The following is a 26350-nucleotide window of genomic DNA, read 5'->3' as shown; positions in this document are numbered from 1 at the left end:
GCATGTCATCCGTACCGGTCTACCAGAACTTCATCAACGGCCGCTTTACCCCGAGCGATGCCCACCTGGATGTGTTGAACCCGGCTACCGGCGTCCTGCTGTCGAAGGTCCCGGCGTCCACCTCCGAAGACATCGACCAAGCCTTGGCTGCCGCACGTCATGCGCAAAAAGACTGGGCGCGCAAACCGGCGATCGAACGTGCCGGGCACTTGCGCCGCATCGCCGCCAAGCTGCGGGAAAACGTCGCCCACCTGGCGCGCACCATTACCCTGGAGCAAGGCAAGGTCAGCGGCCTGGCGGAAGTGGAAGTCAACTTCACCGCCGACTACCTCGACTACATGGCCGAGTGGGCGCGCCGCATTGAAGGCGAGATCATCACCAGCGACCGCCCCAATGAAAATATCTTCCTGTTCCGCAAACCCCTGGGTGTGGTGGCCGGCATCCTGCCGTGGAACTTCCCGTTCTTTTTGATCGCCCGCAAGATGGCCCCGGCGTTGCTCACCGGCAACACCATCGTGATCAAACCCAGCGAAGAAACGCCGAACAACTGCTTCGAGTTCGCCAAACTGGTGGCCGAGACCGACCTGCCGGCCGGGGTATTCAATGTGGTCTGCGGCGATGGCCGCGTCGGTGGCGCCCTCACCGCCCATAAGGGCGTGGACATGATCAGCTTCACCGGCAGCGTCGCCACCGGCTCGCGGATCATGGCTGCCGCCGCCCCCCATATCACCAAGCTCAACCTCGAGCTGGGTGGCAAGGCACCTGCCATCGTCCTCGCCGATGCCGACCTGGACCTCGCGGTAAACGCCATTCGCGACTCGCGGATCATCAACAGCGGCCAGGTGTGCAACTGCGCCGAACGGGTGTACGTGGAGCGCAAGGTGGCCGACCAGTTTATCGAGCGCATCAGCGCCGCGATGGCCGCCACCCGCTACGGCGACCCCATCGCCCAGGCCGATGTGGAGATGGGCCCGCTGATCAACCGCCAAGGCCTGGACAGCGTCAATCGCAAGGTACGCACCGCCTTGAGCCAGGGTGCATCGCTGGTCACCGGTGGACAGATCGCCGACCTGGGCCAGGGCTTTCACTTCCAGCCGACGGTATTGGCCGGTTGCCACGCCGACATGGAAATCATGCGCGAAGAAATTTTTGGCCCGGTGCTGCCGATCCAGATTGTCGACGACCTGGATGAAGCCATCGCCATGGCCAACGACTGCGACTACGGCCTGACCTCTTCGATCTACACCCGCGACCTGGGCAAGGCGATGCAGGCGGTGCGCGAATTGTCGTTCGGCGAGACCTACGTCAACCGCGAGAACTTCGAGGCGATGCAAGGCTTTCATGCCGGCGTGCGTAAATCCGGGATCGGCGGCGCCGATGGCAAGCACGGCCTGTACGAGTACACCCACACCCATGCGGTGTACTTGCAGAGCTGAAGTGGTGCAACGGGCCTTGGCGCGGTAGCGTGCGGGCCCTTCCCCATCCATTGTTCCGAAGGATTGCGCTATGCCCCTTACCCCTTACAGCGGGCCGATCATCGACAGCCATTTGCACCTGTTCGACCCGCGCCGCCCCCAGGGTATTCCCTGGCCCGAGCCGGGAAACGCGCTGTATGCCGCACATTTGCCGGCGGATTATTGGCCGCTGGCAGGCGAACATAACGTGATCGGCGCGATTGCCGTGGAAGCCAGCCCGTGGCGCGACGACAACCGCTGGTTGCTGGAGACCCTGCGCAGCGACCTGCGCATGCTCGGTTTCGTCGGCAACCTTGACCCGCTGCACGGCGACTTTGCGGCAGACCTCGATGCCTTGGCCCATGAACCGCTGTTCCTCGGTTTGCGCTACGGCAACCTGTGGGACCGCGATTTGCCAGACGACCAGAAGCGCCCCGGCTTTATCGAAGGCCTGCGCCGCCTCGCCGAATACGGGCGTGGCCTGGACAGCGCCAACCCCAATCCGCGCTTGATCAAAGGGCTGCTGCATTTGAGCGATGCCTTGCCCGAGCTGCGCATCATCGTCGATCACCTGCCCAATGCCAGCGTGCCCGCCGGCGAAGAATCCGCGTATCACGCCGACCTGATGCGCCTGGCAGAGCGGCCGAATGTATTTGCCAAACTGGCGGAAATCCCCCAGGTCGGCCCGCAGGGTCTGATCCTTGACCCGGCGTTCTACAACGACCGCCTGGCCGTGCTGTGGGAAGCCTTTGGCGAAGACCGTTGCTTCTTCGGCAGCGACTGGCCCAACAGCGATCACCTGGCCAGTTTCGCCACCACCCTGGGCCTGGTGAAAGCCTGCATGGCGGGCAAACCCGAGGACGTACAGGGCAAGTTCTTCCTGCACAACGCGGTGCGCATCTACAGTCCTACGCCACCCCACGGAGGCAAGTCATGCAGACCCGAGCCTTTCGCATGAACCTCAACCCCGGTCAGCACGCCGAGTACCGTCGACGCCACGATGAGATCTGGCCCGAACTGGCCCAGGCCCTGCGTGATGCCGGCGTGGTGGACTACCGGATCTTCCTCGACGAGGCCAGCAACGCCTTGTTCGCCGTGATGACCCACGAAGAGCGGCACGGGCTCGACGCACTGCCGGGCACCGAGCTGATGCAACGGTGGTGGCAGTACATGCAAGACATCATGCCCAGCCAGCCGGACGCCTCGCCCGTCAGCGTGGATTTAATCCCGATGTTCAGCCTTACCCCAGGCTGAAACAGCGCGCTACCACAACAATAAAAAAGGATTCGACTACGTGGAAATCATTCTCTTCGGTGTGATTCTGCACTTCATCGGCGGCTTCGCCTCCGGCAGCTTCTACATCCCCTACAAGAAAGTCCGCGGCTGGGCCTGGGAAAGCTACTGGATCACCGGCGGCCTGGTGTCATGGCTGATCGTGCCGCTGATTGCCGCGCAACTGACCGTGCCCGGCTGGGCCGACATCCTGCGCCAGGCCGACAGCAGCACCTTGCTCTGGACCTACCTGTTCGGCGTGCTCTGGGGCATCGGCGGGCTGACCTTCGGCCTGACCATGCGCTACCTCGGGCTGTCCCTGGGCATGTCGCTGGTACTGGGCCTGACCTCGGCCCTTGGCGCCTTGATGCCGGCGCTGTATCGCGACCTGTTCACCGACGCCACCGAAGGCACCCTGACCTCAATGCTCACCTCCCAGGGCGGGCATTGGGTGCTGTGGGGCGTGGCGGTATCGCTGGTGGGCATCGCCGTGTGCGGCAAGGCCGGGCTGATCAAGGAACGAGAAGTGCCGGAAGCGGTGAAATTCGCCAGCATCAGCGAGTTCTCGGTGGCCAAGGGCATGCTGGTTGCGGTGATCTCCGGGGTGCTGAGCGCGTGCTTCAGCTACGGTATTTCAGCCGGGCGCCCACTGGCTGCCGCGGCTGTCGAGCATGGCGCCAACAGCCTGTTCCAGAACAACGTGACCTTCATGGTGATCATGTGGGGTGGCCTGACCACCAACGGCCTCTGGTGCCTGTGGCTGAACTGGCGCAACCGCACGTTCCACAACTACACCGACCGCAGCACTCCGCTGCTTGGCAACTACCTGTTGGTGGCGTGTGCCGGCACCCTGTGGTTCCTGCAGTTTTTCTTCTACGGCATGGGCGAAAGCCGCCTGCAGAACGACGCCAGTTCGTGGGTGTTGCACATGTCTTTCATCATCATCGTATCCAACTGCTGGGGCCTGTATTTCCGCGAATGGCAGGGCACCAGCGCCACCAACAAAGGCGTATTGGCCGCGGGTATCGCGGTGATTCTCGGTGCCATTGCCATGGTCGGTTACGGCAACTATCTCGGCTGAGGCCGCTTTTTTTTCAGGAGTTCACTTATGTTACTTGCAGACAAAACCGTGATTATTACTGGCGCCTCCCGTGGAATCGGCCGCGCCGCCGCCAGGGAATGTGCACGCCAGGGTGCCCGTGTGGTCATCGGCCACAGTGGTAGCGGCCAAGGCACTGAAGCGGCGTTTTCGTTGATCGAGGAAATCAAGGCGTTCGGCGGCCAAGCGGTGGAGGTGGGCGGCGATGCGGCTGATCCGGACACCGGCGACAAACTGGTGGCCGGCGCGCTCAAGGCATTCGGCAGTGTGGATGTGTTCGTCAACAACGCCGGGATTTGTCCGTTCCACTCGTTTCTCGACATGCCGCGTGAGGTGTACCTGAAGACGGTCAACACCAACCTCAACGGCGCCTACTTCGCCGTGCAAGCGGCGGCAAACCAGATGAAAAACCAGGGCAAGGGCGGCGCGATCATCGCCGTCAGTTCCATCAGTGCGCTGGTGGGTGGCGGGATGCAGACGCACTACACGCCGACCAAGGCCGGGCTGCACTCGTTGATGCAGTCCTGTGCGATTGCGTTGGGGCCGTATGGTATTCGCTGCAACTCGGTGCTGCCGGGAACGATTGCCACCGATATCAACAAGGAAGACTTGGCCGACGAGGAGAAGCTGACGTACATGACTTCGCGCACGCCGTTGGGGCGCCTGGGTGAACCCGACGACGTCGCGGGGCCCATCGTGTTCCTCGCCTCGGACATGGCGCGGTATGTGACCGGAGCTTCGCTGTTGGTAGACGGGGGATTGTTTGTCAACTTGCAGTAGCGTTGGGAAGCGGGCCGCCGCGACGGGGCGTCCCTGCCCCGTGCTACCTGCGTTCGGCCAGCGTGGTTTAACGGGGCGCCTAAGATCAAGATCAAAAACAGATCAAGAGCACAGCGGCCTGAAAGCCGACTTGAGTGTTGAAGAGCAAAATCAAAATCTAAAGCGAGCACAGTCAAAAAATGTGGGAACGGGCTTGCTCGCGAATGCGGTGTGTCCGTCACCCAATGCATCAACTGACAGACTGCATTCGCGAGCAAGCCCGCTCCCACATTTGGACCGTGTGCGCCCTTGATCTTGCTCTGGCTTCTACCACTCAAGCCGGCCTGTAGGCCGCTGTGCTCTTGCTTTTGATTTTGATCTGGCTCTGACTGCCCCAATAAGCCCGAGCCACAGCGAGGCGCCGACAGGCGGGGCAGAGCCCTGTGCTTACTTTGGGCTGGGCCGGCATTCCGGCTTTTCCAAAGCGAGTCGCTGTAAGAGCGAAACCATAAGCAGCCGTTACTCAACTAACGGATATGTACACTAAAAACCCCTACCCCTCACAATCGAAAACCTCCCCACGCCTAACCACACTACCCGCCGCAAGCACCGCTCCCGGTGCCAACACACCATTGGCTCCAACCCGCGACTGATCCCCAAGCAGCGCGCCAAACTTGTCACAGCCGGTGCGCTGCAACTGCCCGTCAATGCGCACCTGCACTTCCTTGTCGTCACGCTCGTTCCGGTAGTTGGCCACGATACTGCCGGCTTCCAGGTTAACCCCGCGGCCCAATACCGAATCACCGACAAAGTTGAAATGCGCCAACTTGCTGCCGCTGAAGACAAAGGATGTCTTGAGCTCTGCACCCGGTCCGAAGATGCAATATTCATCCACCCAGCAACCGCCGCGAAGGTAGGCACCGGCAGCGATAAAACAGTGGGCGCCGATGATCAGCGGCGCTTTCAAAACAGCGCCCGCCTCCACGACCGCAGTACGGTGCACGGCAATCTCGTCATGAATCTCATAGTCGTCATCAGAAAGCCCCGCCAGCAATTTGCGAACGATTTCCGGCGCCTGGGTCACCAACTCCCACGGCGCAAGATCCACCCAGGGTGCCAGCGGCGAACGGGAAAAATCAGCGATGTAATCGGTCAGTCGAATCAACGTCGAGCCCTCTACAGATCAGAGAAGCCCGAAACGCTAACACCCCCGTCACTGCCCGTCGAGCAGCACCGGTTTGCCCAACTCGCCGATCTTCTCCAGCCGCGCCCGCACGATGTTGCGGCTGATATTCAGCAGGCGCCCGGTCTGCAACTGGTTGCCATGGCAATAGCGATAGGCCGCGCGAAAGATCGTCTCTTCGATGTGCTCGTAGAGGTCCGGAATGTTCTGTTCGAACAACGCAGTGAGCGCCGCCTCCAGGCTCACCGGCCCAGTGATCGCAGGCGCGGCCTGGTTCGCCTCGTCCTGGCGAATGCCGGAAGAACGCATGTCCACCAGGTGCAAATCCGGCGGCTGCACCAGTTGATTGCGGCACACCAGCAACGCATGGTGAATGGCGTTTTCCAGCTCGCGAATATTCCCCGGCCAGCTGTGTTCCAGCAGCTTGCGCTCGGCATCGATGCTCAGTGACGCGCGGTTGTAGCCGAGGCGCTGGCAGTGCTCTTCAAGAAAAAATTCCGCCAGCGGCAGGATGTCGCCGGGCCGTTCCCGCAGGGGCGGCAGGCGGATGGTGGCGACGTGCAGGCGGTAGAACAAATCCTCACGAAAATGCCCCGCCACCACCGCGTCGGCGAGGTTGACGTTGGTGGCCGCCACCAGCCGTACGTTGATCGGAATCGGTGTGCGCGAGCCCAGGCGCACCACTTCTCGCTCCTGCAACACCCGCAATAATTTGACCTGCATGTTCAACGGCAAATCGCCGATCTCATCCAGAAACAGCGTGCCGCCGTTGGCCGCTTCGAACCAGCCGGCCTTGTGGGTGGTGGCGCCGGTGAATGCGCCTTTCTCGTGGCCGAACAACTCACTTTCCACCAGGGTTTCGGCGAAGGCGCCGCAGTTCACCGCCACAAACGGTTCACGCCCGCGACGGCTCAGGTGATGGATATGCCGCGCGACCAATTCCTTGCCGGTGCCGGTCTCGCCGATGATCAAGGTGTTGGCCTCACTGGGGGCCAGGCGCTCGATACGCGCCAGCAATTCCTGTGAGCGCGGGTCCTTGAAGACCAGCACGGTGGCGCGCACCGACTTGGTCAATTCACGGGCATTGGGATGGGTGATCAGCGACATGGTGCATTCCTGGCAGTAAAAGCGCGTGTCAATAGTGCATGAAGTTTTCTATACCATTTAATTATTAATTAATATTTATATATTCCCAAAACGAATATACCAACACATCGCACCTCGTCTGCTGCTGGAGCAGCAATCAGCCAGCACCTGCGTGTGTGCAGATCAACACCAAGCCGTTGCCAGGCAGCCCTTCGAAAATCCGCAAAGCCACGTTCTACAAGGTGTGCAGCGCGTTTTTCAGCTGATGGCATGCAATCTGCTCTCTCCCTCTCAACGCCACCTGCCCTGTAGGAGCTGGCTTGCCAGCGAAGAGGCCCTAAAGCCTTGCACCGACTAAACGGACGCTTTCGCCGACAAGCCGGCTCCTACAGGGGGTCGCGATCACTTAGCAGGGAGATCCCAATGAAAAGATTCTGGCGCAACAGCATCGCCACCATGTTCGCTGTGCTGGTCAGCACCGGCGTGCTGGCCGAACAGGCGCCACCGGCGTCGGTGAAGATCGCGATCGTCGCCTACACCCAGGGCGGCAAACCGGTGTTCGGCGGCATCGCCGGGCGCGTTATCGAAGACGGCTGGCTCGAAGCGCAACTGCGTGAGCGCGGGGTCAAGCTGGAGTGGATCGCCCTGCCCCATGCCGGCGCCGGGCCGCAGATCAACGAAGGCTTCAGCAACAACAGCCTGGACTTCGCCGTACGCGGTGACCTGCCCTCGGTAATTGCCGGCGCCGGTGGCGTACCAGGCAAGCTGATCGTGCCCGGTGGCAGCGGCAACAATATTTACCTGGTGGTACCGGAAGGCTCCGCCGCGAACACCATCGAAGACCTCAAGGGCAAGCGCCTGGCGCTGCATCGCGGTCGGCCATGGGAGTTCGCCTTCAGCAACTTCCTGGCCAGCAAGGGCCTGAAGCTCGACGATTTCAAGATTGCCAACCTCAACCCGCAAGTCGGCGCCGCGGCTGTGTCTGCCGGCAAGGTCGACGCAGCAGTGTTGCTCAGCGAGGCCTATGCCCTGGAAGACAAAGGCGTGGGCAAGATCATCTGGTCGACCAAGCAAGGCAGCAACGACTGGCGGCTGGTCTCCGACCTGTGGGGCACCGAGACCTTCGTACAGCAGCACCCTGATATCACCCAATTGCTCGCCACCGCCTGGGTGAAAGCTGCGTGGTGGATTTCCCAGCCACAGAACCAGGACGCCTATTACCAACTGTCATCCCGCGCCGGCACCGCCGAGAGCGTGCTGCGTCGCGACGACCAGAACGACCCGGTGGCCTGGAAGGATCGCTGGGCGCCAAAAAGCGACCAGCAACTCAAGGCTCATTACCAGGCCCTCACCACCTACGCCCTGGCCAATCACCTGATTCGCGACACCTACGACATCGGCCCGTCACTGGCCACCGGCTTTACCAACCAGGCCCTGATCGACCTGAAACTCACCGACTACTGGCCGGCCCTGCGTGGCCAGGTCAGCACCAATCCGTAATAGGGAAATTGAGCATGAAACTGCCGCACTCCTTTGCCTTCGGCCTCAGCGTCCTGGCCCTGTCCATGAGCGTGTTTGCTGCCGACACCTACGCCCCCAAACCTGACCCGCTGCAAGGTGATGGCCGCGTCTCGGCTTTCTACACCTGGGAAAAAGCCATCCCGGCCGTTCCCGGCAAACTGCTGCGCAGCGAGCCGCTGGACAACACCCTGAGCCTGGCCAATGCCGCCAGCGCCCAACGCATCCTGTACACCTCCACCGACGGCATCGATAACAAGACACCGATCGTGGTGTCCGGCGCGTTGTTCCTGCCCAAAGGCACGCCGCCTGCCGGTGGCTGGCCAGTGGCGAGCTGGGGCCATGGCACCGTGGGCGTGGCGGATGTGTGTGCGCCGTCGTGGCAAGGTCGCTCCTACCGTGACGTGGCCTACCTCAATCGCTGGCTGGCCGAAGGCTTTGCCGTCGTCGCCACCGACTACCAGGGCCTCGGCGTACCCGGTGGGCATCCGTTGCTGAACAGCCGCATGGCCGCCTACGGGATTCTCGACGCCGCCAAGGCCGTGGTGGCCGGCGTACCCGGGCTGGCCGACAAAGTGCTGATCGTCGGCCAGTCCCAGGGCGGTGCCGGCGCCTTCGCCGCAGCCGCCTATGCCGCCACCTACGCTCCGGACCTGGGAGTGAAAGGCAGCATCGGCACCGGCGTGATCTACACCCTCGACTACGCGAAGAACCCCAGCGAGGAAGTGCGCAACAAGGTCGATCCCACCCTGGCCTACGGCTTCTACACGTTGCTCGCCGCCCAGCAATACGACCCGAGCATCAACCCCGCCGACTTCTATACCGACAAGGCCCTGCCGATTTTCGAGCAGGCCCGTACCAGTTGCCTGTTCGCCCTCGAAGGCGATGTCGAAGGCCTCGGCCTGAGCATCGCCAACACCAAGAAAGACTACAAGGGCAAGCAACTCGCGCCGTGGCTGGCGCAGGTGTCTTACCCGACGCTGAAAACCTCGAAGCCGATTTTCATCGGCACCGGCGCCGAAGACACCACGCCGGCCGCCGCGACCCAGGTCAAGCTGATGCAAGACGCCTGCAAGGCTGGCTCCATCGTCGAAGGCCACCTGTACAAAGGCCTGGGCCACAGTGCCACGGTCAATGCATCGCTCAAGGACTCGATCCCGTTTGCCCACAAAGTCATCAACGACCAGCCGATCACCCCGATCTGCGCCCCCACCGAGCAATAAGCAGGAGGCTTGCATGAGCATCGAATTCTTTACCCGCCTGCCCTTGCACGGCGAAACCCAGTTCCTGCCCGGCGACCCGCGCAACCGGGGCGACTGGCATCGCGGCGGGCCCAGCACCGGCGCGGTGTCGGGCTTCAGTGTCGGTGATCATTTCACCTACATCGACTACCTCGGGCAAATCGCCAGGGCTGCGGAGATCAACGGCTTTGGCGGCGCACTGATGGTCAACGCGCCCACCGGCGAAGAACCGTGGACCGTCTGCGCGCTGCTGGCCCGGGAAACCCGTACCCTGCAATTCGTCACCGCCTTCCAGCCTTACCACTACACCCCGTGGGTGGCGGTGCAGCAGGCGGCGACCTACCAGCGGGCCACCGGCAACCGCCTGGTGTGGAACATCATCAACGGCGGCTCGGACGTGATCCAGCGCCAGGTCGGCGACTTCAGCGACCACGATGAACGCTACGAACGCGCCACCGAATTCATGGACGTGGTCAAGGGCTATTGGCACAACGAGTCCTTCCACTACGACGGCAAGTTCTACAAGGCCGACGGTGGTGGCCTGCGCGGGCCATTGAAGAAGGCCAAGCTGCCGCTGATCTGTACCGCCGGCTCATCCATCGCCGCCCGGGAGTTTGCCGCCAAGCACGCCGACTTCTACCTGATGCGCGCCGAACACCCGGACGAAATCGCCGCCCTGATCGCCGACCTGCGCGAACGCGCGCTGAAGTGGGGCCGCACTGACATTCGCTTCGGCCTGTCGATTGACGTGATCACCCGGGAAACCGAAGAACTGGCCCGCACCGAAGCCAAACGCTTCTTCGACGAAGGCATCGCCCGCGGCGCGGTCAAGGCCGTGGCGGCCCACGCCGGGTTGCGTACGGCGCGCAAGCTCAGCTACGAGCACGGCTTCAGCGAAAAAACCGAGACCCAGGGCTTCGATGACTTCTTCATCCACCCCAATGTATGGACCGGTTTTGGCTACATCGGTATTCCACCGGGCTGTGCGCTGGTGGGCAGCTACGAGAACGTGGTGGCGCGGATTCGCGAGTACAACAGCATCGGCATCGACCTGTTCTTCCTCGCCGGCTATCCGCACCTGGAAGAAGCCTACCGCCTCGGCGAGCACATCCTGCCGCACTTTCGCAGTGAACGCGCCGAGTTGAGTCGTCCCCAGGAGCCGGTGTTGGAACTGCGCTCCGCCAACGGCCCGGCCGGAGTCTGATGCCATGAGCCTACTGCTTAGCCGTCGGGACTTTCTCGGCTACAGCGTGACCGTCGGCGGCGGCTTGCTGCTGGCCGGTTGCGGCCCCGCTGACACGCCCAAAAACGTCACCGGCAACGATCAACCCCGCTACGGCGGGCGCCTGCGCCTGGGGATTCTCGACGGCAACCAGAGCGGCAACCTCGATGCCCACAAACCCATTGGCAGCGGCATCGTTCGCGGCTTTGCGTTGTACAGCAAGCTCTGGGAATGGGACGAGCAGATGCAGCCGCGCCTGGCTCTGGCCGAGTTCGCGGAGCCGAATGCCGACGCCAGCAGCTGGACCCTGCGCCTGCGCCCCGGCCTGGAATTCCACAACGGCAAGACCATCGACGCCGACGACCTGATCTTCTCGATCCGCCGCCTCACCGACCCGCAGCTGGCCTCGCCCTACGCGGCGCTGCTGCACTGGGTGGACCGCGACAACCTGGTCAAGCTCGACAACCGCACCGTGCGCCTGAGCTTCCGGGAGGGGCGTAGCTACATGCCGCTGGCAGAAACCTGGGTCAATTTCGGCGGCATCGTGCCGGTGGACTACCACCCGGTCACCAACCCGGTGGGCGCCGGCCCCTACAAGCTCAAAAGCTTCACCCCCGGCCAACGCTCACTGTTTACCCGCTTCGAGAACTACTACAAGGACGGCAAGCCCTACGCCGATGAGCTGGAGATCATCGACTTCAAGGATCAGGTCTCGCGCCTGGCCGCCCTGCGTTCCGGGCAAATCGACATGGCCAACGTGATGCCCACCGAGCAGTTGCCGATCCTGCAAAATGACCCGCGCCTGAAGGTGATCACCTCGGTGACCGGTAACTGGCTGTCGTTCGACATGAACCTCGACAAGCCGCCGTTCAACGACCCACGGGTGCGCGAAGCGTTTCGCCTGATGGCCGACCGCGAAGAACTGGTGCGCCGCGCGTTGAATGGCCAGGGCCGGGTGGCCAATGACCTGTATGCGCCCAGCGACCCGACCTTCAACCACGACCTCGGGCCACGCCCCTACGACCCGCAACGGGCGGCGCAACTGCTCAAGGACGCCGGCCAGGAAAACCTCGAGGTGGAATTGATCACCACTCCGGGGCCTGGCTTGAGTTCGGCGCTGGTGCTGGCCGAGCAGGCCAAGCGCATTGGCGTGACCCTGAAGGTCAAGCAGGTGGACCTGGCGACTTTCCAGGGCCCGTTGAAAAACGACTGGCCCCTGAGCACCGGCGGCAGCATCGGCGCGCCGTTCCTGGCCAGTGCGATCCATACCGACGCGCCGTTTGCGGTGTCCAACAAGACCCACTTCAACGACCCGCAATTCAGCGAGCTGTTCCTGGCCGCCATGGCCCAGCCCGACCTGGAAAAACGCAAGGCCCTGGTGCATCAGGTCCAGCAGATCCAGTACGAGCGCGGCGGGATGCTGATCTGGGGCTACGCCGACTTGCTCGACAGCGTTTCCACCCGCGTCGGCGGGGCGCAGTCGGAAGAGTCGCTGTTCAGCACCTGGCGCTTTGAAAAGCTCTGGCTCAAAGACACGGCCTGACCCACTTACACCGCATCGCCCTGTAGGAGCCGGCTTGCCGGCGATGGCGTCCGGTCGACCGGCGCAGGGCCCAAGGGCCTCATCGCCGGCAAGCCGGCTCCTACAAGGGACCGTGCGCTCTTCATTGTTTTTTATGGGGCACCTCTGCCATGCACGCTATCGCCTTGCGTTTACCTCTGCTGCTGGCCGCAAGCCTGCCAATCCAGGCGTTTGCCGCCGATACCCAACTGCAAACCGTGACCGTGCAGGCCAGTGCCAGCCAGTCCGATGATGATGCCCTGCCCACCCGCCCGCCGACGTCGGTGTACGGCGGCACGGAGACCAAGGTCCTCGACACGCCGCGTTCGGTGGTGCAGATCAACGCCGAGCAGTTGGCCAACGACTCGATCCGCAGCGCCGATGACCTGGTCAAATACGCCCCCGGCATCACCCGGGGCGGCGGCCAGAACGCCGGCATCGCCCCGCAGTTTCGCGCCCAGGGCTCCGAGGTGTTCCAGGACGGCCAGCGCGGTTACGGCGTGCGCCACCCGGCGAACTTCAACGCCTACGAAGGCGCCGACATCGTCGCCGGGCCGTCGTCGGTCACCTACGGTTCGGTGTCCGGCAGCGGCGGCTATGTGAACTACCTGAGCAAAAAACCTGACTTCAATGAGTTCAAGACCAAGCTCAGCGGTGAACTGGGCTCGTGGATACCGGACGGCACGTCCCGCAGTTCCAACAAATTCAGCATCGACAATACCGGGCCACTGAACGACAACCTGGCCTATCGCCTGAGCATCACCAAGCAGCGCCAGCAGGACTTCTACGACAACGTCGACAACAATTTCGACGCGTTCTACGGCGCCCTCGCCTGGCGCAACGACAACGTGCGGGTGGACTGGAACGCCAGCTACGACAACTACTACGACTACAACATCACCCACGGCTGGAACCGCGCCACCCAGGACCTGGTGGACAACGGCAAGTACTACGCCGGGCGCGCCACGCCGATTATCCAGAACGGTAACACCCTGTGGTCGCCGGTGCTGGCATCTGGCGCCGCCGATGCGCCAACCCTCGGCTGGGTCAAGCGCCAGCGCAATGCCCAGGGCCAATACAGCGTGGTGGACGGCAGCTTCCAGACCGCCTCGCCCAACACCCAGAGCAACCCCGGCAGCCTGCGGGGCTGGGTGTATGACCCGACGCTGGCGGGCAACGGCGAACGCTCGCTGTCCTCGCAAACCGGGCAACGCAAGGAAGACGAAAGCAGCTCCCGGCGCTTTACCACGCAACTGCGCGTCGAGGCCGACTTGTCGCCCACCATCACGCTGGCCAACAGCACGTTCTACGAACGCTCCAAGGACATCACCGATGCCGTGGGTTCGTTCCAGGTGCAGTCCAAAGACAACATCTTCGACAACCGCTTCGAATTCCGCTCGCGCAATGAAACCCGCCTGGGCGGCTGGACCCTGCGGGATGACAGCAACACCGGCCTGATCTATCGCCGCGAATTCAACCAATCGATTGCGGCCAATAACAGCTTCGGCTCCACCATCAACGCCTATGACCTGACCCAGAACCCCTCGGGCAAGAACCCCGGCGACCTGCTGGGCCTTACCGGTGCCAACCCCGCCGGCGGCAATGGCGCATGGATCGGCCAGCCCGGCGTGCCGCAGTATTCCAACTACTACGGCTGGCTGAACCTGCCACCGATGTACCCGGCCGGGCACGGGCTCTACGCCGAGTCTGTAGCGCCCTACACCGCCGAAAGCACCTGGACCACCAAAACCCTGTTCAGCCAGCACAACCTCAAGTACGGCGACTACTTCGGCCTGAACATCGGTGCCAGCCGCAGCTGGATCGAGGCCGAGATCGACAACCCGTTCGTGCTCGCCGGCGGCAACCCGCGCAAGGACAGCGACAACTACCGGCTGTTCGCGTTCCAGGTCAGCCCCTACGTCAAGCCCACGGAAAACACCACGCTGTACTACACCTTCGATCGCTCGCTGGCGGTCAACACCGGGTTCTTCTCCAACGGCCTGGGCTGGGGCAGCGGCAGTGGCGCCAACCAGCTCAACCCGTTGGCGTTCCAAAGCCTGAGCGTGTTGCACGAAGTGGGCGTGAAGGTCGAAGCGGTGCCCAACCAATTGTTCATGACCCTTGCCGCGTTCAAGCAGGCTCGGGACCAGGCGCCAGACAGCAACAACAGCATCGCGCGGCTGGTGATCAAGGGCGTGGAAGCCACCGTGCGCTATCAGCCGGATGACCACCTGCGCAGCGGCCTGAACCTGTCCAAGCTCAATGCCTACAACGAATTCACCTCCCAGGCGGGATTTGCATCGGCCGGGTTCGTGCCCGACAACGGCACGGTGTTCGGCGATAACAACAGCCTCAACCAGCGACCTTCCGGGCGTTTCGACGCGGTGCAGATTCCCGAATACACCGCCAGTGGCTACGTCGACTACCGCTTCGACTCGGGCTTTGGCGCCGAGCTGTCCGGCTGGTGGACCAGCAACTGGTACCTGAACCTGAGCAAGACCGTAAAGATCCCCAACGAATACAACCTCGACCTTGCCGTGTACTACCGCCAGCCGCAGTGGAGCACCACCTTGCGCGTGCTGAACCTGACCAACGAACTGAACTTCGTCAGCGGCCTGGCCGGCTCCACCAACACCTTCCTGCAACCGATGCCGGGCCGCACCTTGCTGGCCCAGGTCGACTACCAGTTCTAACCCTCAAAGGAGCCCCAGCATGTCCATTGAATTTGTCGGCATGATCTTCCCCCGCCAATGGTCCGAGACCCGTGGCGTGCGCAGCCCGGATTTCGACCTCGACTTTATCCGCCACCACGCCCGCGCCCATGAACACGCAGGCTTTGACCGGGTACTGATCGCCAGCGGGCCCGGCAGCGCCGACAGCCTGCAAATCGCCGCCTACGCGGCGGCGCACACCGAGCGCCTGGGCTTCATGATCGCCCACCGCCCGGGGCTCACTGCGCCGACGGTCGCAGCCCGCGCGTTTGCCACGCTGGACCACACCACCGGCGGCGGGCGCATTCGCCTGCATGCCATCACCGGCATCACCGCCGAACCCCAGGAAGGCGACTTCCTGCTGGACAAGACCGAGCGCTACCAACGCACCGACGAATACCTGGAGATCGTGCGGCGCACCTGGACCGCCGAGGAGCCTTTCGACTTCGAGGGCAAGTACTTCAACATCAAGGGCGCGTTTTCCCCGGTCAAGCCGCTGCAACAGCCGCATATCCCGATTTCGTTTGGCGGCTCGTCGGACATTGCCTACCAGATTGCGGTCAAGCATGCGGACCTGTATGCGCTGTGGGGCGAACCGTTGAGCGGTGTGGCGGAGCAGATTGCCAAGCTCAAGGCGGCGGCCAGTGCGGCGGGTGGACAGGCGCCAAGGGTGAGTTTGTCGGTGCGCCTTATCTTGGGCGCGACCGAGGAACTGGCGTGGCAGCGGGCCGAGCAGATTCTGGAGCAGATCAAGGCCAACCCGCAGTTCGCGGCGGGCAGCCCGTGGCAGAAGCGGATCAAGGGAACGGGATCGGAACGGTTGCTGGCAGCGGCGGCTTTAGGCGATCGGCATGACCGCGCGTTGTGGATGCCGACGGCGACGGCCGTTGGGGCGTATGGCGACACCACGGCATTGGTGGGCACACCGGAGACCGTGGCCCAGGCGCTGCTGGATTATGTGGATCTGGGGGTCACGACGTTTTTGAACCGGGGGTATGACCCGCTGTATGACACCGTGGATTATGGGCGGTGGATCATCCCGGCGGTGCGCGAAGAGGCTCGGCGCCGCAAGGCCGCGTAAAGGCGGCCTCCGCCATCGCCGGCAAGCCGGCTCCTACAGGTGTGCGCCTTTTACCGTAGGCGCCGGCTTGCCGGCGATCACTGCGCAGCAGTGCCAATCAGCCCAGCGATGGCGAATGCTCCAGCAACGTCTGCGTATACGCCGCCTGCGGCTGATCCAGCACGCTATCCACCGCGCCCTGCTCCACCACCCGCCCGACCTTCAGCACCAACACCCGGTCGGCAATCGCCCGCACCACGCCCAGGTCATGGGTGACGAACAGCAACGTCAACCCGTCCCGCTGCAACTGGCGCAGCAAATCCAGAATCGACGCCTGCACCGAGACGTCCAGCGCCGAGGTGATTTCATCGCAGATCAGCAGCTTCGGTTCGCACAGCAATGCCCGGGCAATCGCCACGCGCTGGCGCTCACCGCCGGACAGGCTATGGGGATACAACTCGCCCACCGAAGCCGGCAGCGACACCCGCTTGAGCACCGCCTCCACCCGCTCACGCGCGGCACTGCCTTTAACCGCAAAGAAGTGCTCCAGCGGTGCGCTCAAGGTCTGGTACACCGTCTGCCGGGGATTCAATGCCCGGTACGGGTTCTGGAAGATGTACTGAATCTGGTGCCGCAAGCCCGCCTCGCGCTGCCGTGCCTGTAACGGCAGCGGTTGCCCCGCGTAACGCAGCTCGCCTTCGGCATTCTCCCCCAACCCGGCAACGGCCCGCGCCAGGCTGGTCTTGCCGGAACCGGACTCGCCCACCAGCGCCAGGCACTCCCCCGGCAGCAATTGCAGGGACACGTCAAACAGCACCTGGCGGTCATACGCCACGTTCAACCCGCTGATCTCCAGCAAGGCCTTGTCGGTGCGCGCGTCCACCGCAGCAATCGGCGCCAGGGCGATGCGCTGCAACGGCTGATCATGGGGTGCAAGACACGCCACTTCATGCCCTGGCGACAGCGGCTGCAATAGCGGTTCCTGCTGCGAACACCCTGCCCGAAAACGCTCGCACCGCGGCCCGAAGCCACAGCCTTGAGGCCGCTGCCCCGGCGCCGGGGCATGCCCGCCAATCGCCAGTAATTCTCGGCGCCCGGCCACATCGGGAATCGCCGCCAACAAGCCCCGGGTGTAGGGATGGGATGGCCGACTGAACAAGCCGTCCCGGGTAGCCGTTTCAACAATCCGCCCGGCGTACATCACCATCACCCGGTCCACCAGGTCCTTGATCACCGCCAGGTCATGGGACACATACACCGCCGCCACGCCCTGGCTTTTGCACAAGCGGCGCAAGGTGGCGAGGATATGCGCCTGGGTGGTGACGTCCAGGGCGGTGGTCGGTTCGTCCAGCACGATCAGCCGCGGTTGCAGCACAAACGCCAGGGCCAGCATCACTCGCTGTTGCTGGCCGCCGGACAGTTGATGAGGGAAACGGCGCAAGAACTGCGGGTCATCCGGCAAGCCGACATCACGCAAGGTTTCAATGATGCGCTGTCGCTGCGCCGCCTTGTCCAGGCGCAGTTGATGCACCGCCAGGGTTTCATCCAACAGGCTGCCAATGCGCAGCGCCGGGTTGAGCGCCGTGGCCGGGTCCTGGGCGACATAGCCGATCAGGCTGCCACGGGCACGGCGCAACGCTTCACCTTCCAGGCCCAATAACGCCTGGCCCGCGACATGCACCTGGCCACCGACAATCCGTGCGCCGCGTCGGGCATGGGCCAGCAGCGCGGTAGCCAAGGTGGTCTTGCCGGACCCCGACTCACCCACCAGCCCGAGGATTTCCCCGGCTTCCAGGCTGAAGGACACGCCGGACAACACGTCCACCTGCCCCGCCAATTCAACCCGCAAGCCACTGACCTGCAGCACCGTCGTCGTCATCTGCGCGATTGCATTCATGGCTGTTTTTCTCCCAGGCGTGCGCTGCTGCGGCCGATGCCTTCAGCGAGGATATTGGTGCCATAGGCAAACACGCCGATCAGCACGGCGGGGGCCAACACCGCCCAGGGCTGCACCAGCAACCCGGCCTGGTTTTCATTGATCATCAAGCCCCAGTCCGCCGCCGGCGGCGCCACGCCATAACCGAGGAAGCTCAGGCCCGAGAGCATGCCCACCCCCCAGGTCAGCATGTTGCCAAAGTGCACCAGCAACGGCGTAAGGATGTTCGGCAGGATTTCCTTGAACAGGATCCGCCGCCGCGAGTAGCCCATCATCTGCGCGGCCTCGACAAACTCCTGCCCCGCCACTGCCACCGCGCTGGCCCGCGCCAGGCGGATCACCCCCGGGATAAACGCAATCGACACCGTGAGCACGATCAACCACGGCGCGCGGCCGAGCATCGAGACAATCAACAGCACCAGAATCAGGTCGGGGAACGCCAGGGACACGTCCGCCAGCCAGGTGATCAACTGGTCCAGGCGCCGCCGCGACAGCCCCGCAAGCAAGCCGAGGGAGCTGCCGACGGCCAGGGCAATGCTCGCCGCCGCCACGGACATCCACAGCACCGAGAGGCCGCCGCTGAGCAGCCGCGACAACACGTCATGCCCCAGGAAGTCATACCCGAGCAGCGCCCACCCCGTGGGCGCGCCGTACACCGGCCCGACCATGTCCGTCGAGCCATGGGGCGCCAGCAACGGACCGAACAGCGCCACGGCAATGACCAGCAAGGTGATCAGCGCGCCCTTGCGGGTTTGCGGTTCGGCCAGCCAGTGGGAAATTCGCGTCTTGCTCATGCATCACCTCGGGAGCGCCGCCACCACGGGGTGATGCCCCGGCGGTTGCGCGAAATCAGGGTCACGCGACGGGCCGTGCGCAGCTTGGGCGTGAGCAGCACCGTCAACAGGTCGGCCAACAGGTTGATCAGCACCACCGCCAGGGTGATCACCAGCACGATGGCCTGGATCATCGGCAAGTCGCGCATCTGGATCGCCGCGTTAAGGGCGGTGCCGATGCCGGGGTAACTGAAGATCACTTCGGCCAGCACTGCGCCGCCGATCAGCGTGCGCAAGGTCAGCGCCACGCCCTGGATCGCCGGGACCAGCGCGTTGGGCAAGGTATGCCGCCACACGATCCGCCAATGGGGAATGCCCCGCAGCCGTGCGGCGATCACGTAGTCGGACTCCAGCGCGTCGATCATCGCGGCGCGCACCATGCGCGTGAGGTACGGCAGCGCCGACAGGCTCAGGGCCAGAACCGGCAGCACCAGGAACGGCAACTGGCGCCACAGCGACTGATCCGGGTCGAGGATCGATACCGCCGGCAACCAGTCCATATGCGGCATGGAAAACAGCAGCACCAGGCCGATGGCCAACAGAAAGCCCGGCGTGGCCTTGAGGAAAATCAGCAACGACAGGCTCCAGCGGTCGAGGTGGCTGTCGCGGCGCAGCGACAGGTACACGCCGAGGCCCAGCGCCGCCGGCACCACCACGGCGATCACCCCGGCGAGCAACGCCAGGGTGTAGCCGAAACGCCCCCACAGGATGCTGCCGACCGGCGCGTTGGAATCCAGTGACACCCCGAGGTCGCCACTCAGGGCCGAGCCGAGCCAGCGCAGATATTGCCGCAGGATCGGTTGGTCCAGCCCCAGTTGATGTTGCAGGGTGAGGATGCTTTCCAGTGGCGCGTCGGGGCCGAGGATCACCCGGGCCGGGTCCGATGGCAGCGCCTGGGTGGCGATAAACACCACCAGGCTGATCACCCACGCGGTGAGCAGGCCGTAGCCCAGGCGGCCGATAAACCACGATAACCAGGCCGGCGTTCGCAGGGGTTTAGACATGGTTCAACCACAGCTCGTCAAAGCGCCAGGAGGCGAAGGTGGTCTGTTCCGGCGCAAGGCCGCCGACCCGTACCGAGGCGGCGTCCAGCACATCGTTGAAACCCCAGATCAGCAGGCCACCGCGTTCGTGTTGAATCTGCTGGGCCTCGTGCACCAGGCCTTTGCGCAATTGCACATCCGGCTGGGCCAGGGCCTGGCGATACAGCGCATCGAAACGCTGGTCATGGAAGTTGCTGCGGTTGTAGATCGCCAAGGGCGCGTCGTTGTGCAACGCCGACGCAAGGAACCCACGGGCCGGGGTCGAACCCGGTGAGAGTTGCCACTGCTCGCGCTGCGGGCCGTTGAATACCGCGCCGTCGACCTGGGTCACGCGAACCTCCACGCCAGCCTTCTTCGCCTGTTGGGCAAACACCAAAGCGGCATTCACGCCGGCGCCGGATGGGGTCGTCAGCTCCACCCGCAGATCGGTCTGCCCGGCCTGGCGCAGCAGCGAGCGCGCTTGCTCAAGGTCATGGGGGCGCTGCGCAATGTCGTGGTTGTAGGTGGGGTCGTGGGGCGAATACAGGTCATTGGCGATGCGCCCGAAACCGTTGAGGCCCCGGTCCACCAACTCTTGCCGATCAGCCAGCAAGCGAAACGCCTGGCGCACCCGTACGTCGTCAAACGGCGGCTTGGCCAGGTTCAGGTTGAAGCCGGTAAACGAGGTGCTGGGCGACACGCACAGCGACAGGCGCGAGTCGGCCTTGAGCAGCGCGCTGTGCTCGGCCTGCACGCCGCTGGCGACATCGATCTGCCCGGCACGCAATGCGGCCACCCGCGAGACCTGGTCCTTGAATTCGATGATTTCCAGTTCGTCGGCATAAGGCTGGCCGGGTTTGTAGTAATTCTCGAACCGGCTGTAGAGCGAGCGCTGGCCGGGCACGAAGCGCTTGAGTTTGTAGGGGCCGGCGCCCACCGGATTGGTGATTGGGTCGTAGTCGGTGGGGACGATGCCACCGAAGCTGATCAGGGTTTCATCCAGCGGGAAAAAGCTCTGGCCCTCCTTGAAACGGATTTCGATGGTGCGCTCATCCAGCTTGCGCAGCGCATTGCGGTCGATGGCGCCCACCAGTCCGGCAAACGGCGAGGCAAGTTTCGGATCGGTGAGGCGCAGCAGCGAGAACAGCATGTCGTCGGCGCCGATGGTCTTGCCGTGGTGGAACTCCAGGCCCGGCTTGATGCGGATGGTCCAGGCGCTGGCATCGGCGTTCGGCTCGGCGAACTCGGCCAGGGCCAGGCGGGTACTGACGTCGGTGTTCCATTCCCAGAACTTGCTGTACAGCGCCCAGCCGCGAATGATCCCGCCGCCCACCGGTTTGTGGGCATCGAGGTTGCCGGACTGGTCGCCGTCGATAATGCCGATGCGCAGGCGTCCGCCGGTGGTCGGTGTGGTCGACAACACCGCAGTCGGCGCCGCCCCGCTGTCACAACCACCCAGCAGCAAGCCGCCGCCGATGGCCAGGCTGTTGCCGAGAAACACTCGGCGGGAAAATCCTTCGCTCATCAGCTACGCCTCTTGCTGCTGCACGGCGTTCAGACGCGGCACATCAAAACCATGGTCCAGGTCGAGCAACGGGAACAGCAGGTCTGCCACCCGGTGCGCCTCATCGATCAGCGGGAAACCCGACAGGATGAACGCCGAGGTGCCCTGGGCTTCGTACTCACGGATACGCTCGGCCACTTGTTCGGCGCTGCCCACCAGGTAAGTGCCGGCGGCCGGGCCGAGGATGTTGAAGCCGAACAGGCTCGGGCCGAGCCACACGTTGGGGTAGATCTCCAGCTCGCGAGCCGTGGGCAGGCGGCCGGCGCGAATGGTCTCGACGTTGCGCTGGGTTTGCGGGTCGTCGCTGTGGTAATCCTCGAAGCTCACCCCGGGTGGCAACTGGCGCTCGATGGCATTGCGCGCAGTTTGCAGCGAGGTGCGTTGCAGCAGTTTCTCGGCGTGGGCCCAGGCTTCTTCTTCGGTCTCGCGCACGATGATTTGCAGGCGGGTACCGAAGATCAGCTCACGGCCGATCTTCGCGGCTTCGGCGGCGACCTTGCGGAACTTGTCCCCCAGCTTTGGCGGCGTATTGGCGAAGCTCAGGTACACGTCCAGCAATTGCACCGAGTGTTCCACCCCTGGCCCCGAGGTGCCGGCGCCCCACAGCGGGATGCCCGGTTTCTGGTACGGCGGATGCCAGCCGCCCAGCGGATGCTTGGCCGCTCCGGGCGCACGCGGTGCGAGCTTGACGTATTGGCCGTCATAACCCCGAGTATCGCCGGCATAGAAGCCCTGGAAGGCGCGCCAGTATTCGAGGCTGAAGGCGTAGCGCTCATCGTGGGGGTAATGCACGCCGAGGGTCGCCAGGCCCGCATCATTGCCATTGACCACGTTGAACAGCAGGCGGCCATTGGAGAATTGGTCGAAGGTCAGGGCCCACTTGGCCAGAACTGCCGGTGACAGCTCGCCCGGGTGTTGCGCCACCAGGAAACGCAGGCGCTGGGTGGCGTCGATCAGCGAGGCGGCCACCGCCAGGCTTTCGTTGGGGCTGGAGCCCAGCAGCGAGCCGTAGAAACCCAGGCGATCACTGGCGACCGCGAGTTGCTTGAGGTGCTGGAAGTCGGTCTTCCAGCGCCCTTCGGGCTCCCAGGGATAAGGGCCGTCGGGGGTGGTGAGGTACCAGAGAATTTTTACCGCCATGGGGCAACATCCTTGAATGGAACCGCCCCTTATAGGAGCCGGCTTACCGGCGATAACGGTGGCACATCCAACAGGAATGTCGCCTGATGCACCGCTATCGCCGGCAAGCCGGCTCCTACAGGGGTCGTGGTGGTTTCAGTCACCGTGATAAGGGTGTGTTCAGTTTTTGCGGTCGATGGCGGGGACCAGGCCCAGCGCCGTGGCTTGCTCAAACAACCCACTCATCTTCCACTGCTGGGTCAACACCCCCGGCCCGTATGCCCGCGAACCGCCCAGGGCATCCGCCAGCAATTGCAGTTGCGCGCCCTCTTCCAGCAACAGGATGAACTCAGCCGTGGCCCGCAACCCCTGCTTGCCCCACACCGTGGAGCCGCCGTTGGCTTCGAGGATCGCCAGGTTGAAGGGGTTTTCCGCGATCTTGTCGAGGATGAAATCCACTTCCTGCTGGCGACGGTCGATGTACACCGGCAGTTCCCGCGCCAACTGGTAACGCTGCACCGGCACGTAATGGAACGGCAGCGTGCGGTGGGTCTGGGCCCAGGCCCCAAGGTACGGCGAGTGCACGTGGGACACGGTGGTCACGTCTGCATGCTGCTGGAACAGCTTGGTGTAGCGCCCCAGGCCGCCCTTGCCCTTGCCGACAATCACGTTGCCGGCAAAGTCGGTGACGGTGGCCTGCAGCGGCTTGCGGTAGTTCCACGGGCCGCCGTAGTTGACCGACACCAGCAGTTCCTGGCCCGGCACGCGCTCAATAAAGCCCACGGTGCCGTTGGCGGTGATGGTGTTGGTTTCGCGGAAGACCGTGAAGGCTTCTTCGGCTTCCAGCAGGACCTTGTCGATAAAGGCCTGCAGTTCCTGGGTGATCGGTTGGGCGTGGACAATGGCAGTCATGGCAATTTCTCCGGGTTCAGGCGCGGTGCTTGGCCAACAGTTCATGGGCAGCTTGCAGAGGGCGCGGGTCGACCCAGTCGGCGATCGCAAAATCGCGCTCCAGGAAGCCGTGCAGGTACAGGAAGTCTTTCTGGATGCCGAGGAAATCCAGGCGCTGGGCCGACAGGTCCGGCGCCAGGGTGGTATGGAAATCACCGCGATAGGCCTCGGCCACACCGGCACTGCCGGCGCGGGTTTCTTCTTCGAGAATCGCGTTCAGGCCGTCGCGATTGTTCGCGGCCCAGTCAGCCGCGTTCAGGGTTTGTGCGAGGAAACGCACCACCAGGTCAAAGTGGTTGTCCAGCAGGCTCTGGTGGACAGTGATAGGGCGCGGCGTGCCGTTGTTGATGCGGTAGCGCGGCTCGGCGATCAGGTCCAGGTCGATGCCCACCACCAGGCCCAGACGGCGCGCGGCATCGGCGGCCGAAGCGCCCTTGACGTACACCGCGTCCACTTCGCCGCGCGCCAGGTAATCGAGGCCCGACCACAGGCGTTGCAAACCTTCCTGTGGGTTGGGCGCCTGCTCCTGATCGTGCAGCGCGACCTCCACCAGTTGCACATCATCAAAGCCCAGGCCGACCAGGCTCAACGCGCCTTTGTAACCGTGCAGGCTCATGGCCCGGGCGATGCTCCCCGGACGGCTATCACCCCAGGCCGGCAAGGCCAGGCGCTTGCCTTTCAAATGCTCGGGACGCGTGATGCCGGAGTCCGGGCGGACCAGGATGGTTTGCCATTCCTCGATCCAGGTCAGGCCGATCAAACGGCTCGGCGCGCCGGCGGCACGGGCGGCCAATGCCGGCACATTACCGCCTTCGCGAAACAGCCCCGGCAGCTCGTGATCGTAGTGGTGATGGCCCAATTGACGAGCCTCCTGCAAGGTCGAGACCGGCAGGCCGTCGGCGGCGAATTCGTCGCCCAGCCAACCGAGTTTGTAGGCGATGCCGGAGGCGGTCGGTACCGGGCAGCGGGTAAACCAGATCTGCTCAAGCGCAGGCTTGGGCAGGATCGCGGAAAGGGTCATGGGCAGCTCCATTGAATTGGGCAAGGCAGTCCATGGAGGTATTGCAGAGGCCGTGCCAATTGGCCAAAGCCCCGGTTTGCAGGGCTTTGGCGCAAAGAGTCGAAGTACTGTTGCTGGCCTGTCAGCAGCGCTGCTGCTGGCCCAGCAGTCACCCGTTCGCCACTGCTGCCCCAGCAACACCCCGTTATCGCAGGCCCCGCCAGGGGTGGTTTTCGGCATTGGCGCAGAACTTGCTCAAGGCACCTTCAATGCCCGACATCCAGCGCAATCCCCTGTAGGAGCTGGCTTGCCAGCGATGGTGGTTAACGATGACGTGTACTGACGGGTTTACGCGGTGCACTTGAGTCCATCGCTGGCAAGCCGGCTCCTGCAGAGGGGCTTAAACACACGGGCCAAATCAGGGGAAGAAACTATGAGTACGTTCGAACAGGTACCGGTACGCCAATTGCTCAGCGAGGCCGAAGCCATTGCCGCAGCCAAGGAAATCGCCGTGGAGATCGCCGCGATTGCCGCCGACAGCAGCCAGAACGGCCAGTTGCCGTGGCGCCAGGCGCAACTGCTGTCCCAAAGCGGCCTGACCGCCATCGGTGTGCCCAAGGCATTCGGCGGGCTGGGGGCCTCGGTGCAAACCATCGTCGAAACCGTGCGCCTGGTCTCGGTGGCCGATGGTGGTGTGGGCCAGTTGCTGCAGATTCACAACGTGATGCTGCGGGGCATCTTCAACGGCTATCCGGATGCGGTGCGTGATCGCCTGGTGGCCGATGTGCTGGCCGGCAAGCGCTTTGGCAATGCCCTGGCGGAAGTCGGCGGCAAGAACAAGTTCGCCCTCAAGACCCGCGTCGAGCGGCGTGCAGATGGCAAGCTGGTGCTCAATGGCAGCAAGTTCTACTCCACCGGTTCCTACCTTGCCGAATGGATCTCCCTGACCGCGGCCTCGGATGACGGCGGCGCCGGCGTGCTGCTCAACCGCAACGCACCGGGCCTGACCCTGGTGGATGACTGGGAAGCCTTCGGCCAGAAAAACTCAGTCAGCGGCACGGTGAATTTCGACAATATCGAGCTGGATGAAGACTTCGTTTCGAAGCGCAAGGGCCCGATGAAACGCACCGGCCTGACCTTCCCGCAGATCCTGCATGCGGCGATCGATACCGGGATTGCCTCGGGCGCGCTGACCGCGGCGGTGGAGTACCTCAAGCACAACGCCCGGCCCTGGGTGGAAAGCGGCGTGGACCACGCCAATGAAGAGCCGCACATCATCAAGCAAATCGGTGAATACGCGGTGGCCCTGCGTGCAGCCGAGTCGCTGCTGCGGGATGCGGCGCGGGTGTTCGACGCACATGAGCTGGACCCGGAGAACAAGGAACTGCAGGACGAATTGATCCTGTCGGTGGCCACGGCACGGGCGCATTCGGACAGCGCTTCGTTGAAGATCTCCAGCGATATTTTCTCGTTGCTGGGGGCCAGTTCGTCGCTGAGCAAATGGAACCTCGACCGGTTCTGGCGCAACGCCCGGGTGCATACCACCCACGACCCGATTCGCTGGCGCTTGCACCATGTGGGCAACTACTACCTGAACGGGATTGATCCGGGGGAGTACACGGCGATCCTCAATTCCAAGGAAGCCCAGGGCGCTACCACTCGCTAGACCAACCCAACACATCCCTGTGGCGAGGGAGCTTGGTCCCGCTGGACTGCGCAGCGGACCCTGTTTTTGGGGTCGCTTCGCAACCCGGCGGGA

General features: G+C 63.7%; 21 protein-coding genes. 12 read left to right on the top strand and 9 right to left on the bottom strand.

Going from position 1 to position 26350, the window contains the following annotated elements:
- Positions 1–2 precede the first annotated feature (2 nt).
- From aldA to V6607_RS15955, 5 genes are all read left to right on the top strand, one after another.
- Positions 3–1436 (top strand): aldehyde dehydrogenase, encoded by a 1434-nt coding sequence (gene aldA / locus V6607_RS15975; protein ID WP_134326600.1) that lies wholly within the window; start codon positions 3–5, stop codon positions 1434–1436.
- Positions 1437–1506: 70 nt separating this feature from the next.
- On the top strand, positions 1507–2412 hold the full coding sequence (locus V6607_RS15970; RefSeq protein ID WP_134326599.1) for an amidohydrolase family protein: 906 nt from the start codon (positions 1507–1509) through the stop codon (positions 2410–2412).
- Entirely contained in the window at positions 2388–2708 is a 321-nt protein-coding gene (gene rhaM, locus V6607_RS15965; protein WP_102605251.1) for an L-rhamnose mutarotase, read from the top strand. The genes V6607_RS15970 and rhaM overlap by 25 nt, the downstream gene beginning before the upstream one ends.
- 40 nt (positions 2709–2748) lie before the next feature.
- Positions 2749–3807 (top strand): L-rhamnose/proton symporter RhaT, encoded by a 1059-nt coding sequence (gene rhaT, locus V6607_RS15960; RefSeq protein WP_134326598.1) that lies wholly within the window; start codon positions 2749–2751, stop codon positions 3805–3807.
- Between the two features lie 27 nt (positions 3808–3834).
- A complete protein-coding gene (locus tag V6607_RS15955) occupies positions 3835–4605 on the top strand; it encodes an SDR family NAD(P)-dependent oxidoreductase (RefSeq protein ID WP_087693857.1) in 771 nt (256 codons plus the stop codon).
- A gap of 532 nt (positions 4606–5137) precedes the next feature.
- Here V6607_RS15955 and V6607_RS15950 read toward each other — a convergent pair.
- Positions 5138–5749 carry an LpxA family transferase gene (locus V6607_RS15950; RefSeq protein WP_087693858.1) on the bottom strand — a complete coding sequence of 204 codons (612 nt, stop codon included), beginning with the start codon at positions 5747–5749 and terminating at the stop codon, positions 5138–5140.
- Between the two features lie 48 nt (positions 5750–5797).
- On the bottom strand, positions 5798–6874 hold the full coding sequence (locus V6607_RS15945; RefSeq protein WP_003216996.1) for a sigma-54 dependent transcriptional regulator: 1077 nt from the start codon (positions 6872–6874) through the stop codon (positions 5798–5800).
- 402 nt (positions 6875–7276) lie between these two features.
- Here V6607_RS15945 and V6607_RS15940 point away from each other — a divergent pair, with 402 nt between their 5' ends.
- The 6 genes from V6607_RS15940 to V6607_RS15915 all read left to right on the top strand — a co-directional run bounded on the left by V6607_RS15940 (position 7277) and on the right by V6607_RS15915 (position 16187).
- Positions 7277–8353, top strand: coding sequence for an ABC transporter substrate-binding protein (locus V6607_RS15940; RefSeq protein WP_003216993.1), 1077 nt, complete (start codon positions 7277–7279; stop codon positions 8351–8353).
- Positions 8354–8367: 14 nt separating this feature from the next.
- Positions 8368–9594, top strand: coding sequence for a lipase family protein (locus V6607_RS15935; RefSeq protein ID WP_008430961.1), 1227 nt, complete (start codon positions 8368–8370; stop codon positions 9592–9594).
- Positions 9595–9607: 13 nt separating this feature from the next.
- The gene (locus V6607_RS15930; protein ID WP_008430959.1) at positions 9608–10816 is read left to right on the top strand and encodes an LLM class flavin-dependent oxidoreductase; all 1209 of its coding nucleotides are present in this window, start codon (positions 9608–9610) and stop codon (positions 10814–10816) included.
- A 4-nt stretch (positions 10817–10820) separates the two neighbouring features.
- Positions 10821–12377 carry an ABC transporter substrate-binding protein gene (locus V6607_RS15925; RefSeq protein ID WP_134326596.1) on the top strand — a complete coding sequence of 519 codons (1557 nt, stop codon included), beginning with the start codon at positions 10821–10823 and terminating at the stop codon, positions 12375–12377.
- Between the two features lie 149 nt (positions 12378–12526).
- Positions 12527–15088 carry a TonB-dependent receptor plug domain-containing protein gene (locus V6607_RS15920; RefSeq protein ID WP_087693862.1) on the top strand — a complete coding sequence of 854 codons (2562 nt, stop codon included), beginning with the start codon at positions 12527–12529 and terminating at the stop codon, positions 15086–15088.
- A gap of 19 nt (positions 15089–15107) precedes the next feature.
- Positions 15108–16187, top strand: a complete 1080-nt coding sequence (locus V6607_RS15915) for an LLM class flavin-dependent oxidoreductase (protein WP_134326595.1) — start codon at positions 15108–15110, stop codon at positions 16185–16187.
- 97 nt (positions 16188–16284) lie between these two features.
- On the opposite strand, the gene V6607_RS15910 is transcribed toward V6607_RS15915, so the two are convergent.
- From V6607_RS15910 to V6607_RS15880, 7 genes are all read right to left on the bottom strand, one after another.
- Positions 16285–18063: an ABC transporter ATP-binding protein gene (locus V6607_RS15910; protein ID WP_134326594.1), complete on the bottom strand. Its 1779-nt coding sequence runs from the start codon at positions 18061–18063 to the stop codon at positions 16285–16287.
- The gene (locus V6607_RS15905; protein ID WP_008430947.1) at positions 18060–18896 is read right to left on the bottom strand and encodes an ABC transporter permease; all 837 of its coding nucleotides are present in this window, start codon (positions 18894–18896) and stop codon (positions 18060–18062) included. The genes V6607_RS15910 and V6607_RS15905 overlap by 4 nt, the downstream gene beginning before the upstream one ends.
- Positions 18893–19939, bottom strand: coding sequence for an ABC transporter permease (locus tag V6607_RS15900; protein ID WP_032898649.1), 1047 nt, complete (start codon positions 19937–19939; stop codon positions 18893–18895). The genes V6607_RS15905 and V6607_RS15900 overlap by 4 nt, the downstream gene beginning before the upstream one ends.
- Positions 19932–21482, bottom strand: coding sequence for an ABC transporter substrate-binding protein (locus V6607_RS15895; protein ID WP_134326593.1), 1551 nt, complete (start codon positions 21480–21482; stop codon positions 19932–19934). Before V6607_RS15895 ends, V6607_RS15900 begins: the two co-directional genes overlap by 8 nt.
- 3 nt (positions 21483–21485) lie before the next feature.
- On the bottom strand, positions 21486–22661 hold the full coding sequence (locus V6607_RS15890; protein WP_134326592.1) for an LLM class flavin-dependent oxidoreductase: 1176 nt from the start codon (positions 22659–22661) through the stop codon (positions 21486–21488).
- A 159-nt stretch (positions 22662–22820) separates the two neighbouring features.
- Positions 22821–23552 carry a class II aldolase/adducin family protein gene (locus V6607_RS15885; protein WP_003216972.1) on the bottom strand — a complete coding sequence of 244 codons (732 nt, stop codon included), beginning with the start codon at positions 23550–23552 and terminating at the stop codon, positions 22821–22823.
- Between the two features lie 16 nt (positions 23553–23568).
- Positions 23569–24612 (bottom strand): ABC transporter substrate-binding protein, encoded by a 1044-nt coding sequence (locus tag V6607_RS15880; RefSeq protein WP_134326591.1) that lies wholly within the window; start codon positions 24610–24612, stop codon positions 23569–23571.
- A 412-nt stretch (positions 24613–25024) separates the two neighbouring features.
- On the opposite strand from V6607_RS15880, the gene V6607_RS15875 reads away from it, so the two are divergent.
- Complete coding sequence (locus V6607_RS15875) at positions 25025–26257, top strand: acyl-CoA dehydrogenase family protein (protein ID WP_338743964.1); 1233 nt, start codon at positions 25025–25027, stop codon at positions 26255–26257.
- Positions 26258–26350: the final 93 nt, after the last annotated feature.

It is taken from the genome of Pseudomonas sp. KK18 (assembly GCF_037094675.1).
Taxonomy (GTDB): domain Bacteria; phylum Pseudomonadota; class Gammaproteobacteria; order Pseudomonadales; family Pseudomonadaceae; genus Aquipseudomonas.
This window is presented reverse-complemented; position numbering and strand designations above follow the sequence as displayed.

Coding starts and splice junctions, on each gene's coding strand:
- V6607_RS15940 (WP_003216993.1), top strand. CDS start 7,277: ATGAAAAGATTCTGGCGCAACAGCATCGCCACCATGTTCGCTGTGCTG.
- V6607_RS15875 (WP_338743964.1), top strand. CDS start 25,025: ATGAGTACGTTCGAACAGGTACCGGTACGCCAATTGCTCAGCGAGGCC.
- V6607_RS15930 (WP_008430959.1), top strand. CDS start 9,608: ATGAGCATCGAATTCTTTACCCGCCTGCCCTTGCACGGCGAAACCCAG.
- aldA (WP_134326600.1), top strand. CDS start 3: ATGTCATCCGTACCGGTCTACCAGAACTTCATCAACGGCCGCTTTACC.
- V6607_RS15970 (WP_134326599.1), top strand. CDS start 1,507: ATGCCCCTTACCCCTTACAGCGGGCCGATCATCGACAGCCATTTGCAC.
- V6607_RS15955 (WP_087693857.1), top strand. CDS start 3,835: ATGTTACTTGCAGACAAAACCGTGATTATTACTGGCGCCTCCCGTGGA.
- V6607_RS15945 (WP_003216996.1), bottom strand. CDS start 6,874: ATGTCGCTGATCACCCATCCCAATGCCCGTGAATTGACCAAGTCGGTG.
- V6607_RS15935 (WP_008430961.1), top strand. CDS start 8,368: ATGAAACTGCCGCACTCCTTTGCCTTCGGCCTCAGCGTCCTGGCCCTG.
- V6607_RS15925 (WP_134326596.1), top strand. CDS start 10,821: ATGAGCCTACTGCTTAGCCGTCGGGACTTTCTCGGCTACAGCGTGACC.
- V6607_RS15900 (WP_032898649.1), bottom strand. CDS start 19,939: ATGTCTAAACCCCTGCGAACGCCGGCCTGGTTATCGTGGTTTATCGGC.
- V6607_RS15905 (WP_008430947.1), bottom strand. CDS start 18,896: ATGAGCAAGACGCGAATTTCCCACTGGCTGGCCGAACCGCAAACCCGC.
- V6607_RS15895 (WP_134326593.1), bottom strand. CDS start 21,482: ATGAGCGAAGGATTTTCCCGCCGAGTGTTTCTCGGCAACAGCCTGGCC.
- rhaM (WP_102605251.1), top strand. CDS start 2,388: ATGCAGACCCGAGCCTTTCGCATGAACCTCAACCCCGGTCAGCACGCC.
- V6607_RS15885 (WP_003216972.1), bottom strand. CDS start 23,552: ATGACTGCCATTGTCCACGCCCAACCGATCACCCAGGAACTGCAGGCC.
- V6607_RS15920 (WP_087693862.1), top strand. CDS start 12,527: ATGCACGCTATCGCCTTGCGTTTACCTCTGCTGCTGGCCGCAAGCCTG.
- V6607_RS15910 (WP_134326594.1), bottom strand. CDS start 18,063: ATGAATGCAATCGCGCAGATGACGACGACGGTGCTGCAGGTCAGTGGC.
- V6607_RS15915 (WP_134326595.1), top strand. CDS start 15,108: ATGTCCATTGAATTTGTCGGCATGATCTTCCCCCGCCAATGGTCCGAG.
- V6607_RS15890 (WP_134326592.1), bottom strand. CDS start 22,661: ATGGCGGTAAAAATTCTCTGGTACCTCACCACCCCCGACGGCCCTTAT.
- V6607_RS15880 (WP_134326591.1), bottom strand. CDS start 24,612: ATGACCCTTTCCGCGATCCTGCCCAAGCCTGCGCTTGAGCAGATCTGG.